Here is a 16052-nt window from a genome sequence, read left to right as displayed (position 1 = left end):
TGGAACTTTCGCAAGTAAGTTGGAAATGCGCGGCCGTGGGGCGGCCGGCGTACGGCTCGTGTCGCCCAGGTCCGCGAGGCGGCCCGCAGCGGCGAGCGGCCATGTCGTCGGTTCCGGTTCTTCCGTCGCGGCTGAGCGTCGGTCAGCCGACGGCCCGCTTCACCAGCTCGGTGAGCTTCTCCTCGACGGCCGGGGTCATGGTCGTCACGGCGAAGACGGTCGGCCAGATGTCGCCGTCGTCGAGGTTCGCCCACTCCTGGAAGCCGACCTCGGCGTAGCGCATCTTGAACTTCCCGGCGCACTTGTAGAAGACCACGACCTTGCCGTCGGCGTTCGCGTAGGCGGGCATGCCGTACCAGGTCTTCGGTGCCAGGTCGGGGGCGTGCGTGGTGACGACCCGGTGGAGCGTCTCGCCGATGGCGCGATCGTTGTCGTCCATCGCCTCGATCTTCGCGAGGCAGTCGGCGAGGTCGGCCTCGGCCTTCTTGCTGCCGCTGCCACGCTTGGCGGCGGACCTCCGCTCGGCGGCCGCCTCCTTCATGGCGGCCTTCTCTTCCTCGGTGAATGTGCTGTTGGCCATCGATCTTTCCTTCCTGGCTGGTCTGTTGAGATGAGCCTAGAAAGGAAAAGGCGCGTGCGCTTCTTCGTTCCTGATCAGTCGAGGGGCGTGTAGACCATGTCCTCGCGGACCTCGAGCCCGAGGTCGTCGAGCATGTCGATGAGCACCACGACCACCTGCCGGGTGAGTCGGCCGATGAGCTGGTCCCGGGTCTCGTCGTGGTGGTCGAGCCACCAGATGATGCTGGCGTCGACCATGCCCATCAGGCCGGCGAGGATGCCGTCCGAGGGCGTGTCGCTGATGTCGGAGGCGCGAAGGTAGGAGCTCATGGCGTCGATGAGCTCGTCGAGGAAGCGGTTGCGTCCCATCCGGGCACGGTGCAGGGCCCTGGTCTGGTGCTGTGCGGCGACGAACCGGTAGAGGTTGGGGTGCTCGTCGGCCCAGGCGACGCAGGACTCGATGATGCCGCCGACGACCTCACGCGGCGTCCCGGCGCGGGCGAGATGAGGGCGTACGCGGCGGATCAGCTCTGTCGACGCGAACCTGACGACCTCGGCGTCGAGCTGCTCCTTGCTGGCGAAGTGCCGGTAGACGTTCGGGCGGGGGAGGCCTGCGCGCTCGGCGACCTGGGCCATGCCGACCCCGGGCCCGCGTTCCTCGATCGCCTCGACGGCCGCCTCGACCACCTGGGCGCGGCGCGCGTCGTTGTCGAGCGCCTCCTTCGCGGAGCGGCGCCGGACCGTGGAATCCACCCACTTCACCACGTCAACCACGCGGTCAGCCTAGCGAGACGTCACCGGCTACACCTTGTATCCAGCGGATAAGTGGGACACCATATCCTTGATACAGCATGTACCCACCACCGAAAGGCCACGCATGTCCCGCCGCTCGCCCTGGATGGACCAGGACCTCGACGACCTTCGCGACCTTGCCCGGACCTTCTTCGAGAAGGAGGTCAAGCCCAACATCGACACCTACATCGCCGACAAGCACGTCGACCGCGATCTGTGGCGCAAGGCGGGTGAGCTGGGTCTGCTGTGCCTCTCGATCCCCGAGGCGTACGGCGGTGGCGGCGGCACCTTCGCCCACGAGGCCGTGCTGATCGAGGAGCAGGCCCGGGTCGGCGACACGTCCTTCGGTGCCTCGCTGCACAGCGGGATCGTGGCCCACTACCTGCTGGCGTACGGCACGGAGGACCAGAAGAACGAGTGGCTGCCGAAGCTCGCCTCCGGCGAGGTGGTCTCGGCGATCGCGATGACCGAGCCCGGCACCGGCTCCGACCTGCAGGGCATCCGCACCAAGGCGATCAAGGACGGCGACGAGTACGTCGTCAACGGCGCCAAGACGTTCATCACCAACGGCTTCCTGGCCGACATGGTGCTGGTCGCGGTCAAGACCAACCCCGAGGAGGCCGCTGCCGGGATCTCCCTGGTCATCGTCCCGACCGACACCGAGGGCTTCCGGCGCGGCCGCGTGCTCGACAAGATCGGCATGAAGGGGCAGGACACCTGCGAGCTCTTCTTCGACGACGTACGCATTCCCGCGTCGAACCTGCTCGGCGACAAGGAGGGCGACGGCTTCGTCCAGCTGATGATGCAGCTGCCGCAGGAGCGGCTCATCGTGGCGGTCGGCAGCGTCGCGGCGATGGAGTTCTGCTTCGAGGAGACCCTTCGGTACGTCAACGAGCGCACCGCTTTCGGCCGGCCGGTCTTCGGCTTCCAGAACACCAAGTTCGAGATGGCCGAGATCGCGACCGAGGCCCGGGTCGCGCGCTCGTTCATCGACGAGTGCGTCGAGCTGCACGTCAAGGGCGAGCTCGACATCCCGACAGCCGCGATGGCCAAGTACTGGAGCTCCGAGCGGGCCGGCCTCGTCGTCGACAAGTGCGTCCAGCTCTTCGGCGGCTACGGGTTCATGGAGGAGTACCCGATCGCCCGCGCCTTCACGGACCTCCGCGTCCAGCGCATCTACGCCGGCACCACCGAGATCATGAAGGAGATCATCAGCCGATCCCTTCCGGTCCCCACCCGATGAGAACTCCGATGAGAACCACGAAGGAGGTCGTCATGAACACGACGACGAAGCAGTCCTACTACGACACGCTGCGGACGCTCTCGGAGGCGTCGGTGGACCAGCACTTCCAGGCGTTCAAGGACATCGCCTGGGACGACCCCGAGTTCCACCTCGACCCGAACGACGAGCGCTTCATCCTCACCGACGCCGACGAGATCGGCCGCCACGAGTGGTACAAGTCGCTCTCGAAGGAGCGGCAGATCCAGGTCGGCGTCTACCGCTACGCGCAGATCGCGAAGGTCGGGCGCCAGTTCGAGCAGGTGCTCATCGCCGGGGTGATGCACCACCTGATCCTGGCGAAGGACGGCAATCCCGAGTTCCGCTACGCGATGCACGAGGTCACCGAGGAGACCCATCACATCCAGATGTTCCAGGAGTCGGTCAACCGGTTCGTGGAGAACTCGGGTGTCGACGGCGTCGCCGGTGCACCGGGGTGGTTCGCCTGGCTGGCTCCGCTGGTGACCTCGGCCGGGACCTGGTTCCCGGAGATCTTCTTCGTCGGCATCCTCGGCGGCGAGGAGCCGATCGACCACCTGCAGAAGAGCATCATGCGGGCCGGCGGCAGCCACCCGCTGATCGACCGCGTCATGCAGATCCACATCGCCGAGGAGGCGCGCCACATCGGCTTCGCGCACCAGTACCTCGAGCACCACTGGGCGCAGATGAACCCGCTCAAGCGGCGCGCGCTGACCTACCTCTTCCCGGTCGTCATGCGACTGCTGTGCGACGTGATCATGGTGCCGAGCAAGCAGGCGCGCGAGGACATGGGCATCCCGAAGGACGTCGCCAAGGAGATCTGGTGGAAGTCCGAGGATTCCGAGAAGCTCCTGCGCGACCTCTTCTCGGACGTACGCCTCCTGGCCGACAACCTGGGCATCCGCAAGGGACCGGCCAAGCTGGTGTGGCGGGCCCTCGGCATCGACGGACGGGCGGCGCGCTTCCGCGCGGAACCCTCCAACGCGGCGGTCTGACGTGCTGGCGTACGAGAGCAGCGGCTCGGGCGAGCCGGTGCTGCTGATCCATGGCATCGGTCATCGCCGTCAGGCCTGGCACCCGGTCGTCGACCGGCTCGCCGAGCACCACGAGGTGTTCCTGGTGGACCTGCCAGGGCACGGTGAGTCCCCGGCCCATGTGACCGACGGTCGATCGCCGCGGCAGGCGTTGATCGAGCCGCTGGAGGAGTTCATGGCGGCGGCCGGCCTGGAGCGCCCGCACGTGGTGGGCAACAGCCTGGGTGCGCTGATCTCGCTGGAGATGAGCAAGCACGGGCTGGCGCGTAGCGTCACCGCGATCTCCCCGGCCGGCTTCTGGCGCAACGACGTCGAGTTCGCCTACGTGCGGGCGCTGTTCGCCTCGGTCATCGCGACCTCAGGGGTGCTGAGACCGGTCGCGCCGTGGCTGATGCGTCAGCCCTGGGGTCGGACGCTCGGTCTCAGCTGGCTGACCGCCCGGCCGACCGCGATCCCGCCGGAGGTCGCCTACGCCGACCTGTGCAACATGCTGGACTCCAAGCAGGCGCTCCGCGACATCATCCGCGGCGGCTACCTCTTCGACGGCGCCGTGCCGGCGGATGTGCCGATCACGATCGCGTGGGGCAGCAAGGACCGGGTCCTGCGTCCCTACCAGGCCGGCCAGGCGCGGGTGCGCCTGCCCGGAGCCCGCCACGTCGAGCTGCCCGGCTGCGGGCACGTGCCGATGGCGGACGACCCCGACCTGATCGCCGACACGATCCTGGCGACCACCCAGGGCACGAGCACGGACCACCTTCGGAGGACCGCATGACCACCCAGCGACACGTCGACGTGCTCATCGTCGGAGCCGGTCTCTCCGGCGTGGGCGTCGCGAGCCAGCTGACCCGGGAACGGACCGGGCGGACGTACGCCATCCTCGAGCGCCGCACCGCGATGGGCGGCACCTGGGACCTGTTCCGCTACCCCGGGATCCGCTCGGACTCCGACATGTTCACCTTCGGCTACGGGTTCCGGCCGTGGCACGGCACCAAGGTGCTGGCCGACGGCCCGAGCATCAAGCGCTACATCGAGGAGACGGCGGACGAGTACGGCGTCACCCGGCACACCCACTTCGGCCGCAAGGTCGTCTCCGCCTCCTGGTCGAGCGAGCGTGGCCTGTGGACCACCACGGCGCTCGACGAGAGCACCGGGGAGACGGAGGAGTGGACGAGTCACTTCCTCGTCGGCGCGACCGGCTACTACGACTACGACCAGGGCCATCGACCCGTTTTCCCTGGTGAGGAACGGTTCCAGGGCGAGCTCGTCCACCCGCAGCACTGGCCCGAGGACCTCGACCACACCGGCAAGCGCGTGGTCGTCATCGGCAGCGGCGCCACCGCGATCACCCTGGTCCCGAACATGGCCGAGAAGGCCGAGCACGTCACGATGCTGCAGCGCTCGCCGACGTACGTCATGCCGGTCCCGGCCGATGACCCGGTCTCCGCCGCGTTCAACCTGCTCAAGGTGCCGAGCGCGGCGGTCTACGGCACCGGCCGCGTACGCAACATCCTGCTGCAGCAGGGCATGTACCGCTTCTGTCGCACCGCTCCCCAGGCCGCCCGGAAGGCGATCCTGGCCGCGATCCGCGCCCAGGTCGGCAGCGAGGTGGACATGAAGCACTTCGAGCCGAGCTACAACCCCTGGGACGAGCGGCTGTGCGTGGTCCCGAACGGCGACCTGTTCTCCGTCCTGCGGCGCGGGGAGGCCTCGATCGTCACCGACACGATCGACACCTTCACCGAGACCGGCATCCGGCTGGCGTCCGGTGAGGAGATCCCGGCCGACATCGTCGTCACCGCCACCGGGCTCACGATCCAGCTGCTCGGCGGCATGCGGGTCGAGGTCGACGGCGAGCCGGTCGACACCCGCGACCGGATGCTCTACAAGGGCACGCTGGTCGAGGGCATGCCCAACGCGATGATCGTGATGGGCTACACCAACGCGTCCTGGACGCTGAAGGCCGATCTCGCCGGTGCGTACCTGTGCCGCCTGCTCAAGCACATGGCCCGCAACGGCTACGGCCAGGTGGTGGCCGAGGCGGCGGACGATGATCGTGACGAGGTCTCCGTGATGGGTGCCTCGATGCGGTCGGGTTACATCCAGCGGGGCGACGCGGTGATGCCCCGCCAGGGCAAGCGGGCCCCGTGGCAGATCCGGCAGGACTACCTCTACGACACCCGCGAGCTGCGGCTCCGCTCCGTCGAGGACCCGAACCTCCGGTTCACGACGAGGACCGCGCCGGTCGCTGAGCAGGTCGCTGAGCAGGTCGCCGAGCAGGTCTCCGAACGGGTGCCTGCCTAGCGCCCGTCGTGCGGTGACGTGAGGACCGCGGCAAGCCTGTTGGCCGCGGTCGGGTCGGCCTGGGGCAGGAAGAGCGAGGGCTCGACCAGCTCGACCTCGAGGACGCAGTAGCGGCCGTCGTTGTCCCGGACCAGGTCGATCCGGGCGTACGTCGGTGTCCCGAACCGGCTGGTGACCAGGTCCACGGCGGCCTCCGCGACCTCGATCTGGTCCTGGGCGGCGGTGTGTGCCGCGTTGGTCTCCACCGCGAAGAGGTCGTCGACCGCGCCCGCCCGCGGCAGGTCGACCCGCTTGCTGGCGGCGTGGCTGAAGCGGCCGTCGAAGAAGACCAGCGGCCACTCGCCGTCGATGGGCACCGACTTCAGGAACGGCTGGACCAGCACGACCTGGCCGGCCGCGTGGAGGCGGGCGACGTGAGCCGCCGCGGCCGCATGGTCCTCGGTTCCGTAGGAGGCCGCGTCCCTGCTCCCGGCCCCGACCGCGGGCTTGACCACGAAGTCGCCGTCCGGGAAGACCGCCCGATCGCCGGGGGCGACGAAGACGGTCGGTGTGATCGGCACCCCGGCGGCCTCGAGCTCGGCGAGATACCGCTTGTCCAGGCTCCACCGCACGAGCCGAGGTGGATTGACCAGCTCGGTGACCTGAGAGACCTCGTCGAGCCAGGACAGGAACTCGGCCAGCCGCTGCGGGTAGTCCCAGGCCGACCTGAGCACGACCCGGTCGTACGCCGCCCAGTCGACGGTCCGGTCGTCCCAGTCGACCACATCGACCGCGACCCCGGTGCGGGCCAGCGCAGCCAGGGCGAGCGGCTCGTCGTCGTCACGCCCGCGTGCCTCGCGCGCCGTCACCCATGCCAACCGGTCGATCTCGTTCACCATGCTGCGCACTATGAAGGCTGGTTCGCGCGCGAGCAAACCGGGGCTCGCGCGAAGACGATCGCGCCCGGAACCTCGTCGTCGGGCCGCATCAGGAGCTCGGCCTCGATGCTGAACCCGGCCCCGCGCAGCCACCCCGAGATCTGCTCGGGCCGACGGCGATGGCTGTCGACGCTGATCGGTCGCCCGGTGTAGCCGGTCGTCGACCGTCGGGTCTCGTCGCCGACGTGGAACCCGACCAGCACCGAGCCGCCCGGTCGCACCACCCGCCGGAACTCCGCGAACACCCCCGGCACCGCCGCGTCGGGGATGTGGATGACGGACCAGAAGGCGAGTACGCCGCCCACGGACCCGTCCGCCAGCGGCAGATCCGTCATCGACCCGACCTCGAACCCGAGATCCGGGTGGTCGTGCCGCGCGATCGCGATCATCTCGGGGGAGAGGTCGATCCCGCAGGCGTCGACCCCGAGGTCGTGCAGGTGTCGGGTGACGTACCCGGGGCCGCAGCCGACGTCGGCCACCGGCCCACCGCCGCCGTCCCGCACGGTCTCGGCGAAGACGGCCAGCCCCGCACGCAGGTAGGGGCGACCGTCCAGCAGGTCACGAACCTTCTCGGCGTAGCCGACGGCGTCGGTGTCGTAGGACTCGCGGGTCTGGTTCAGCCAGTCGTCGGGCATCGCGGCGGCTCCTGGTCAGCCCACGCGCGAGGCGAGGGCGCTGGCCGCCTGGCGCACCTCGTGGCCGAGGGGAGTGGGGTCGGCGAAGGCGGGGTTGGTGGTCTGGCCGGCGACCTGGATCGCCGCGAGGAACTCGCCGTCGGCGCTGATCAGGGGTGCCCCGACCGAGGATGCGCCCACCACGCGTTCGTCGTGGGACGCGACCCAGCCGCGCTGTCGGATCTCCTCGAGCTCACGGCGGAAGTCCTGGAGCGAGACCCGGGTCCCGTCGGCCCGGGTGAACTCGTCGATCCCGCCGAGCACTGACTCGAGATCCTCGGGATCCATGTAGGCGGCGATGACCTTGCCCGCGCCGAGGTGGAGCGGCAGCCGCTCGCCGATCGGGAGGACGTAGCGGAGCGGGTCGTTGCCCTCGACGCGGGCGATCACGGCCCGGGACGAACCGGCGCGGACGAATACGGACGCGGTGAGTCCGGTGGCGGCGGCGAGCTGCTGCAGGATCATCGGCGCGGTGGCGGCCAGCCGATTGGTGGCCAGGTAGGCGTGCGCCCCGAAAAGCATCGCGACACCCGTTCGATAGCCGGTGCCGTCCTGTTCGACACGACCGCGTGCCTCGAGCGCGTTGAGGATGCGCTGGGTCGTGGCGACGTGCAGGCCGGCTCGGCGTGCGACCTCGCTCAGTCGCAGCGGCGTACGCGTCGCCTCGAGGACCTCGAGGACGTCGATGGCTCTCTCCAGAGACCGCATCGTGCTCGTCGGTTTCTCCTCGCTCACGTGCCTCCTCCGTTTCGTCGCGACGCATCGAATCCTTGCACCCCCGGCCACGGGGGCTTGACAGGGTGACGACCGTCACGGATAGTTCCTCATGCCGTGATACACCTTATCACAGAATGAGAAACATGAGCGACAACACCAACATCCCCGCCTCCACGGCGGCAGGCGGTCCGGCGACCGCCGACGAGCGACGCAGGTCCGTCCTGCCGTTGCTCGTCGCGGCGCTCGTCGTCGCGATCGGAGCGGCCGCATTCATCGGCTCGCGCTCTCTCGGCTACTGGGACGACCTCGGGCCGGGGCCCGGGTTCTTCCCGCTCTGGCTGGGCGTGCTCCTGGTCGTGCTGGGGCTCATCTGGTTCGGCCAGGAGCTGCGCGCACGTCTCCGTCCCGAGGGCCAGGGCCGGCCGGCCGCTGAGGAGGAGACGCCCGACTACTCCCTCCCGACCGTGCTGGCCATCCTGGTGAGTCTGTGCGTGCTCGCGGCCTGCCTCGAGCTGGTCGGCTACCAGGTCAGCATGTTGGTCTTCCTGCTCTTCCACCTGTTGGTGGTCGGGCGCCGTGGGCCGCTGCAGTCGCTGGTGATCGCGGTGATCGGGAGCTTCGGCGTTTTCTACGCCTTCACCCGCCTGCTGACGGTTCCGCTGCCGGTTTCCGGCATCCCGTTCCTGCGCGACCTGGGGCTGTGAGGTCATGGACTCCTTCACCGCACTCCTCGACGGCTTCGCCTCCGCGCTGACGCCGCAGAACCTGCTCTTCGCCCTGATCGGCTGCCTGTTGGGCACGATCCTGGGCATCCTGCCGGGCATCGGCTCGACCGCCGGCATGGCGATCCTGATCCCGCTCACCCTGACGATGGACCCGGCGAGCGCGATCATCATGCTGGCGGCGATCTTCTACGGCGGTGCGTACGGCGGGACGATCACGAGCGTCCTGCTGAACATCCCGGGCGAGGGAGAGTCGGCGATCACCTGCATCGACGGCTATCAGATGACGTTGCGCGGCCGGGCCGGTGCAGCACTGGCGACGGCCGGGGTCGGCTCGTTCATCGGCGGCACCGTCGCCACCCTCGCGCTCGTCGTGGCGGCGAAGCCGCTCTCGGAGCTGGGGCTGCGGATCGGGCCACCGGAGTTCTTCTCCCTGGTGCTCATCGGCCTGGCCCTGCTCGTCGGCCTGGTGGGGCGATCGGTCCTCAAGGGGCTCATCTCGGCCTGCCTCGGCCTGCTGATCGCGATGGTCGGCATCGACCCGGTGATGGGTCTGCCGCGGTTCACCTTCGACCAGCCGCACTTCTTCGACGGCATCAGCTACGTACCGGTCCTGGTCGGCATCTTCGGGCTCGGCGAGCTGCTTGCCACCAGCGGCGGCGCGGCCCCCAAGCCCACGGCCCCGACGCTTCGCCAGCTGCTGCCGACGAGAACTGACCTCCGCCGGGCGGCCCCGTCCATCGGGCGTGGCGCGTCGATCGGCACCGTCATCGGTCTCATTCCCGGAGTGAGCTCGGCGATCTCGTCGCTGCTGGCGTACAGCACGGAGAAGAAGGTCTCCCGGCACCGCGACGAGCTCGGCACCGGCGCGATCGAGGGCGTGGCCGCCCCCGAGACCGCCAACAACTCGCACAGCAACGCCGCCTTCATCCCGCTCTTCACGCTCGGCATCCCGGCCTCGCCGGCGATCGCGGTGCTCATGGGCGCCTTCCTGCAGAACGGGCTCACCCCCGGACCGCAGCTCTTCACCGAGGCGCCGGACCTGGTCTGGACCGTCATCGCGAGCCTGTTCGTCGGCAACCTGTTCCTGCTGGTGCTCAACGTCCCGATGGTCGGGCTGTGGACCAGGATCCTGGCGATCCCCTACTCGGTCCTGCGCGCGGTGATCTTCGCCTTCATCGTGATCGGCTCGTACGCCGTCAACAACAGCGTCATCGACATCTACGTGATGGTCTTCTTCGGCATCGTCGGCTTCGTCTTCCGACAGGTCCACCTGCCGCTCGCGCCGCTGGTCCTGACGCTCATCCTCGGTCCCTTCATCGAGAGCGCGCTGCGGGAGTCCCTGCAGATCTCGCAGGGCGACTTCGGGATCTTCGTCGACCGTCCGCTGTCGCTGGTCTTCCTCCTGGTCGCCTTCGCGGTCCTCGCCGCGTCGGTGTTCAGCGCCGGCCTGAAGAGAAAGGCAGGTCTTCCCACCGACGCCGAAGTCTGACCCACCCACTCCTCCACGACGAAAGGTCATCACCATGAACCGCGCACCTCGCGTACTCACCCTCGCCGGCATCGGACTCGCGTGCCTCTCGCTGGCCGCCTGCTCCCAGTCCGGCACGACCGCCGCAGCCGGCGACTACCCGACCAAGCCCATCGAGCTCGTCGTCGGGTACGACGCGGGCGGCCCGACCGACATCGGCGCCCGCATGCTCGCCAAGGAGCTCGAGGACAAGCTCGACGCCACGATCACGGTCGTCAACAAGCCTGCCGCCAACTCCCAGGTCGCCTACACCACGTTGACGCAGGCGAAGCCCGACGGCTACACGATGGCCGCCACCACGTTCCCCTCGGCGATCATGACCGTGCTCGACGAGAGCCGGAAGGCCTCCTACGAGCGCGACAGCTTCGCGCCGGTGGCCCTCCAGGTCGTCGACCCGACCGCGGTGGCGGTCGCCCCCGACAGCGACATCAAGACCCCGAAGGACCTGGTCGAGGCGGCCAAAGCAGATCCCGGCAAGCTGCGGGCGACCACGACCGGGGTCGCGAGCAACGAGCACTTCGCCCTCGCCAGCCTGAAGGAGGCCACCGGCGCGGATCTCGCCCCGGTGCACTTCGCGGACGGCAGCACCGCCGCCACCACCGCGTTCCTGGGCGGCAACACCGAGGTCCTCCTCACCAACGTGAGCGACCTGCAGCCGCTGGCGGAGTCCGGCAAGGTCCGCATCGTCGGCGTGATGGACGCCGAGCGCGCCGAGTCGCTGCCCGACGTACCGACGTTCGAGGAGTCCGGCTACGACGTCGAGATCTCCTCCTCGCGCGGCTACTCCTTCCCCGCGGGCACGCCCGACGAGGTCGTCGAGGAGATGTCCACCGCCATCGGCGAGATCATGGAGGACCCGGCTTTCCAGAAGAAGATGAGTGACGCGGGCCTCGCCCCGTCCTACCTGGACGCCGACGAGTACTCCGCCTACTGGGACGAGACCGAAAAGACCTTCGGCGACCTCTTCCCGCTGGTGAAGGCGGACGACTGATGACAGACAGCATCCTCGCCGACCAGCAGTTCAACCCCGGCGGCCGCGTCACCACCGCCCGGCCCGAGCGACCCGACGAGGCCCTCCTCGACCGGTTCCGCCGGCTCCCCACGGCCAACATCGGCGACGCCATGGACCGGCTGGGCTCGGTCGACTCCGTCATCGCCCCCGCCTGGCCCGGCGCCAGCATGGTCGGTACCGCCTTCACCGTGTGGACCCGTCCCGGCGACAACCTCGGCATCCACCAGGCGCTCGCCCAGGTCGAGCCGGGTGAGGTGATCGTCGTGAGCGGCGGCGCCGACGAGTCGCGCGCCCTCATCGGCGAGCTCATCGGTGGGAAGGCCAAGGCCCGTGGCGTGGCCGGGTTCCTCCTCGATGGCGCCGTCCGCGACACCGAAGGTCTCGCCGAGTACGACATGCCTGTCTTCGCCCGGTCCCGGACGCCGGCCGGCCCCTACAAGGACGGTCCCTACGCACTCTCCGTCGACGTCGCCGTCGCCGGCGTGGTCGTACGCCCCGGCGACATCATCGTCGGCGACTCGGACGGCGTCGTCGTGGTGCCGCTCGAGTCCGCGGCCGTGATCGCCGACCGGGCCGAGGCCAAGCACGCCGCCGAGGAGGCGACCCGCCGCGACATCGATGCCACGCTCGGCGTCGCCACCGCCGCGGGTGAGCAGCGATGACGATCATCGTGGGCTACATGCCCGGCGACGCCGGCGAGCGGGTCCTCGCCGGCGCCGTCCGGGAGGCCCGGACCCGCGACAGCTCCCTCCTGGTGGTGAACTCCTCGACCGGAGGCGCCTACGCCGACCGCGGCCTCGTCCCGGACACCGAGCTCGACGCGCTGCGGCGTCGACTTGCCGACCAGGGCCTCGAGGTCGAGGTACGCCAGTACGCCGAGGCCATCTCCGTCGCCGAGACCCTCGTCGACGAGGCGGAGCGCGTGAGTGCCGACCTGGTGGTCGTCGGTCTCCGCCGCCGCTCGCGCACGGGGAAGTTCCTCCTCGGCAGCACGGCCCAGACCGTGCTGCTGCGCGCTCACTGCGACGTCCTGGCCATCCGGATCCCCACCGACGACTGACCCCCGACCCTCCCCGACCTTCCACGCACCGAAAGTTCGACGATGTCACACAGCACGACCTCCGACAGTCCGCTCCAGACCACCCACGTGGCGATCCTCGGTCTCGGCGAAGTGGGCCGCATCTACGGTGCCGCCCTCGCCGACGCCGGCCACCGCGTGACCGGCTTCGACCCCTATCTCCACGAGTCGCCGGCAGGCGTCGAGGTGGCGGACACGCTGGAGAAGGCGGTCGAGGATGCCCGGATCGTGGTCGTCCTGACCGCGGCCTCGGCGAGCCGATCGGTCGCCGAGTCGGCCGCCGCAGCGCTCGCTCCGGGCGCCGTCTATGCCGACTTCACCTCGTCCGGGCCGTTGGAGAAGCGGACGCTCGCCGACGTGTTCCAGGAGCGGACGGACGTACGCCTGGTCGATGTCGCCATCCTGGGACCGGTCATCCAGCTGGGCACGGCCACTCCGCTGATGACGGCCGGCCCTGCCGGAGAGGCGGCGGCTGCGTTGATGCGACCGCTGGGCACGCCGGTCGAGGTGGTGGTGGGCGGCGACCTCGGCGACGCCATGGCGCACAAGCTGCTGCGCAGCGTCTTCATGAAGGGGCTCGCGTCGGTGGTGGTCGAGGCGGTCGGTGCCGGACGCGGCGCCGGGATGGAAGAGTGGGTCCGTGGCCAGATCGCGGGCGTTCTCGCCGGGGACGGACAGGCGGTCATCGACCGCTTCCTCACCGGAACAGCGAAGCATGCCGCGCGCCGGGCGGTCGAGATGCGCTCGACCCGTGCCTACCTCGCCGACCTGGGGGTTCCCGCCGAGATGACGGAGGCCTCGATGACAGCGTTGGAGCGGATGGCCGACGATGGGCACCCGTCGTGATCGGCGTCTGGGCGCTGGGCGTCTACCTGGCCGTGATCCTGGCCTGGACGACCCTGCTGCGCCGCAACGTCGGTGAGGCGATGGTGGTCGGGTTCGTCGTGGCCGCGGTGTTCAACGGCGGCCAGTTCCTCAGCGCGGGCTGGGACGCCCTCTATGCCGCGCTCGTCGACGAGATCGTCTACGCCACGGTCATCTTCGTCTTCATGGGCTACGTCCTGGAGAAGGCGGGTGTCACCCACCGGATGATCGACCTGCTCGACGCGCTGATCGGTCACCGCCGCGGCGGTCCGGCGTACGTCTCGACCGTCGCCTCCGCGGGTCTCGGCAGCATCGTCCACAACCAGGCGGCGATCGCCGCCACCGTCGGGTCGGTGACGATCCCGTGGATGGAGCGCACCCGCGTCGACCGCACGACGGCCGCCACGATCGTGGCCGGCAACGCGGGCATGGGCATCACCTTCCCGTTCAGCGCCTCGATGTTCGTCCTGGTCGGCTCCTCGGTCGGCGGTGCCCTCGTCGACATCGACTCGCTGATCGTGCCGCTGCTCATCGGTGGCCTGTGGTGCGTGCTCCACCGCCTGATCGTCACCTACCTGCTCGTACGCCGCTCCACCCACGAGAGCGGACCGGCGGTGTCGCGCAGTGGCCGGGACGTACGGGCCGCTTTCTCCCACGGCTGGCCGACCCTGCTGCTGTTCGCCGGGATCGCGGTCCCGATCGTGCTCACCACCGGCGCCGTGGCCGAGGCGCTCACCGACCGGATCGGCACCGACGTGACCGAGGCACTGAGCCCGATCTTCTGGATGCCGGTCATCCTCATCCTGATCGGCCTGCTCCTCGGCCGGGACCGGCTGCCGCGCGACGGCCGGGGATGGGTCGAGCTGATCGGCAGCTCGGCGCCGCGGTTCGGGGTCGTGGGTCTGACCGTCCTGTTCGCCTTCGCGGGTGCGAACGCACTGGCGACGACCGGCCTGCCCGAGCAGCTCGCCGGGCTCCTCGGCGACCTCGACCTGCCGGTCTGGCTGCTGGCCCTGGTCATCGGGATCATCGTCGTGGCCGTCGCGGCACCGCTCTCGAGCACCGCGACCATGGCAGCAGTCGGTGTCGTAGGCGTCGCCGCGCTCGCCGCCGCGGGCGTACCCGCCACCACCGCGGCGGTCGCGGTCCTCATCTTCTCCTCCTGCGAGGCCGCCGTGCCGCCAGGCGGAGCGCCGCTGTACGTCGCCTGTGGCATCGCCGGCGTCGATCCGCTACACACGTTCCGCAGGATGCTGGCCTACTACGCACTGCCGCTGCTCGGCATCGGCGTGCTCGTGGCCTCCGGCGTCCTGCCGGTCTGAGAAAGGACGCACACCCATGATCCGATCGATCCTCCACACTCTCTTCGTCGCGTCGCTGGTCGTCGCACTGCTCGGCGGCGTCGCGCTCATCGGCCTGCAGGGCGTCGGCCTGGCCGTCGGCAGCGAGGCTCTCGTCGTGAGCCCGAACGGCGTGTTCAAGACGGTCCTGTGCGTCGCCGCCTCGATCTCGGCGGTCACCGCCTATCTCCTCACCCACGTGGGTGCCCAGACGACGGCGCGGGACGACGCCGGAGCGACCCGGTGACCACGCACGACCGCCCGAGCAGGGCAGAGCTGCACGACCGGCCCGGCCCGTTGCGGGGCACCTCCTGGGAGCTCTTCGAGGATCCCTGGCGTGGCACCCCGTCGTTCGCGGACGCGCAGGCGGTGGTGGCGGCTGCGGGTCTGGTCCAGCTGGGGGAGGCCTTCGGGTTGGACTATCCGGTCAACGCGTTCATGCCCGGGATGTCTCAGGCCAGGAAGCCGGCCGAGCATGTCATCTATGCCAACCACCCGGCCCATCGGGACGACTATCTCGACGGCTACTACCTCCAGTCCTCGACCCAGATCGATGGGCTGCGCCACCGGAGGGCCGACGACGCAGGGTTCTACGCCGGGGTCGCCGACGAGCTGATCGTCCCGGGGACCGAGGAGATCGGGATCCAGGTCTGGGCCGACCGCCCCATCGTCAGCCGAGGCGTCCTCGTGGACATCGCCGGTCTCCTCGCCCGTCGCGATGAGACGCTCGACCACGAGGCCGGCCAGCCGATCCCGTACGACTACATCGACCAGGCGCTCACCGCCCAGGCGGTCGAGCTGCGTGCCGGTGACGTCGTCATGCTCCACACCGGATGGTGCGAGTGGTTCCTCGAGCTGACCGCCGAGCAGAAGCTGGCCCAGCAGGCCGTCCGCCGTGCCACCGGCATCGCGCAGAGCGAGGAGGTTCTCGACTGGGCCTGGGACAGCGGCCTGGCCCTGCTCGCCGCCGACACCTTCGCCGTCGAGTGTCTGCCACCGGTGGCCGACTCGCCGTTCGCGCAGTCGGCGCCGAACGACCGCGGCATGATGCACCAGGAGTTCCTGGCCAAGCTCGGTATGCCGCTCGGTGAGCTGTGGCGGCTCGGGCCGCTGGCGCGCCGGATGGAGCAGCTGCAGCGGTGGGACGCCCTCCTCACCGTCAAGCCGCTCAACGTCACCGGTGCCACCGGCTCGCCGGCGAACGCGGTCGCGATCATCTGACCGCCCCGTAGGTTGGAGGCGAACGCAGCCGTC

Annotated in this window: 18 protein-coding genes; 13 read left to right on the top strand and 5 right to left on the bottom strand. The window is 69.7% G+C overall.

Annotated features, from left to right (window positions below):
* Positions 1–142: 142 nt before the first annotated feature.
* Both ACFVDI_RS11455 and ACFVDI_RS11450 read right to left on the bottom strand, forming a co-directional pair.
* Positions 143–580, bottom strand: a complete 438-nt coding sequence (locus ACFVDI_RS11455) for an iron chaperone (RefSeq protein WP_378904509.1) — start codon at positions 578–580, stop codon at positions 143–145.
* A 74-nt stretch (positions 581–654) separates the two neighbouring features.
* Entirely contained in the window at positions 655–1332 is a 678-nt protein-coding gene (locus tag ACFVDI_RS11450) for a TetR/AcrR family transcriptional regulator (protein WP_378904506.1), read from the bottom strand.
* A 103-nt stretch (positions 1333–1435) separates the two neighbouring features.
* On the opposite strand from ACFVDI_RS11450, the gene ACFVDI_RS11445 reads away from it, so the two are divergent.
* Genes ACFVDI_RS11445 through ACFVDI_RS11430 form a run of 4 tightly spaced genes read left to right on the top strand, consistent with a single transcriptional unit; the run spans position 1436 to position 5943 of the window.
* Positions 1436–2593, top strand: coding sequence for an acyl-CoA dehydrogenase family protein (locus ACFVDI_RS11445; protein ID WP_378904503.1), 1158 nt, complete (start codon positions 1436–1438; stop codon positions 2591–2593).
* Positions 2594–2625: 32 nt separating this feature from the next.
* A complete protein-coding gene (locus tag ACFVDI_RS11440) occupies positions 2626–3603 on the top strand; it encodes a diiron oxygenase (RefSeq protein WP_378904500.1) in 978 nt (325 codons plus the stop codon).
* Position 3604: 1 nt separating this feature from the next.
* Positions 3605–4414, top strand: coding sequence for an alpha/beta fold hydrolase (locus ACFVDI_RS11435; RefSeq protein ID WP_378904497.1), 810 nt, complete (start codon positions 3605–3607; stop codon positions 4412–4414).
* Complete coding sequence (locus tag ACFVDI_RS11430) at positions 4411–5943, top strand: flavin-containing monooxygenase (RefSeq protein ID WP_378904494.1); 1533 nt, start codon at positions 4411–4413, stop codon at positions 5941–5943. Before ACFVDI_RS11435 ends, ACFVDI_RS11430 begins: the two co-directional genes overlap by 4 nt.
* On the opposite strand, the gene ACFVDI_RS11425 is transcribed toward ACFVDI_RS11430, so the two are convergent.
* The 3 genes from ACFVDI_RS11425 to ACFVDI_RS11415 are packed head-to-tail and all read right to left on the bottom strand — an operon-like array spanning position 5940 to position 8269.
* Entirely contained in the window at positions 5940–6821 is an 882-nt protein-coding gene (locus ACFVDI_RS11425; RefSeq protein WP_378904491.1) for a RimK family alpha-L-glutamate ligase, read from the bottom strand. The genes ACFVDI_RS11430 and ACFVDI_RS11425 overlap by 4 nt on opposite strands.
* 8 nt (positions 6822–6829) lie before the next feature.
* On the bottom strand, positions 6830–7495 hold the full coding sequence (locus ACFVDI_RS11420; RefSeq protein WP_378904488.1) for a class I SAM-dependent methyltransferase: 666 nt from the start codon (positions 7493–7495) through the stop codon (positions 6830–6832).
* Between the two features lie 15 nt (positions 7496–7510).
* Positions 7511–8269 (bottom strand): IclR family transcriptional regulator, encoded by a 759-nt coding sequence (locus ACFVDI_RS11415; RefSeq protein ID WP_378904485.1) that lies wholly within the window; start codon positions 8267–8269, stop codon positions 7511–7513.
* A gap of 125 nt (positions 8270–8394) precedes the next feature.
* On the opposite strand from ACFVDI_RS11415, the gene ACFVDI_RS11410 reads away from it, so the two are divergent.
* The 9 genes from ACFVDI_RS11410 to ACFVDI_RS11370 are packed head-to-tail and all read left to right on the top strand — an operon-like array spanning position 8395 to position 16019.
* A complete protein-coding gene (locus ACFVDI_RS11410) occupies positions 8395–8955 on the top strand; it encodes a tripartite tricarboxylate transporter TctB family protein (protein ID WP_378904482.1) in 561 nt (186 codons plus the stop codon).
* A gap of 4 nt (positions 8956–8959) precedes the next feature.
* Complete coding sequence (locus ACFVDI_RS11405) at positions 8960–10465, top strand: tripartite tricarboxylate transporter permease (RefSeq protein WP_378904479.1); 1506 nt, start codon at positions 8960–8962, stop codon at positions 10463–10465.
* A gap of 34 nt (positions 10466–10499) precedes the next feature.
* Positions 10500–11495, top strand: coding sequence for a Bug family tripartite tricarboxylate transporter substrate binding protein (locus tag ACFVDI_RS11400; RefSeq protein WP_378904476.1), 996 nt, complete (start codon positions 10500–10502; stop codon positions 11493–11495).
* Positions 11495–12178 carry a methyltransferase gene (locus tag ACFVDI_RS11395; RefSeq protein WP_378904473.1) on the top strand — a complete coding sequence of 228 codons (684 nt, stop codon included), beginning with the start codon at positions 11495–11497 and terminating at the stop codon, positions 12176–12178. Before ACFVDI_RS11400 ends, ACFVDI_RS11395 begins: the two co-directional genes overlap by 1 nt.
* Positions 12175–12576, top strand: coding sequence for a universal stress protein (locus ACFVDI_RS11390; RefSeq protein WP_378904470.1), 402 nt, complete (start codon positions 12175–12177; stop codon positions 12574–12576). Before ACFVDI_RS11395 ends, ACFVDI_RS11390 begins: the two co-directional genes overlap by 4 nt.
* A gap of 42 nt (positions 12577–12618) precedes the next feature.
* A complete protein-coding gene (locus ACFVDI_RS11385; RefSeq protein WP_378904467.1) occupies positions 12619–13440 on the top strand; it encodes an NAD(P)-binding domain-containing protein in 822 nt (273 codons plus the stop codon).
* Positions 13437–14780, top strand: a complete 1344-nt coding sequence (locus tag ACFVDI_RS11380; RefSeq protein WP_378904464.1) for a TRAP transporter large permease subunit — start codon at positions 13437–13439, stop codon at positions 14778–14780. The genes ACFVDI_RS11385 and ACFVDI_RS11380 overlap by 4 nt, the downstream gene beginning before the upstream one ends.
* A gap of 16 nt (positions 14781–14796) precedes the next feature.
* The gene (locus ACFVDI_RS11375) at positions 14797–15045 is read left to right on the top strand and encodes a hypothetical protein (RefSeq protein ID WP_378904461.1); all 249 of its coding nucleotides are present in this window, start codon (positions 14797–14799) and stop codon (positions 15043–15045) included.
* Positions 15042–16019, top strand: a complete 978-nt coding sequence (locus tag ACFVDI_RS11370) for a cyclase family protein (protein ID WP_378904458.1) — start codon at positions 15042–15044, stop codon at positions 16017–16019. The genes ACFVDI_RS11375 and ACFVDI_RS11370 overlap by 4 nt, the downstream gene beginning before the upstream one ends.
* Positions 16020–16052: the final 33 nt, after the last annotated feature.

Origin of the sequence: Nocardioides sp. NPDC057767, assembly GCF_042798275.1 — a bacterium.
Taxonomy (GTDB): domain Bacteria; phylum Actinomycetota; class Actinomycetes; order Propionibacteriales; family Nocardioidaceae; genus Nocardioides.
The sequence above is the reverse complement of the archived record's forward strand: the minus strand, read 5'-3'. Positions and strand labels throughout refer to the sequence as shown.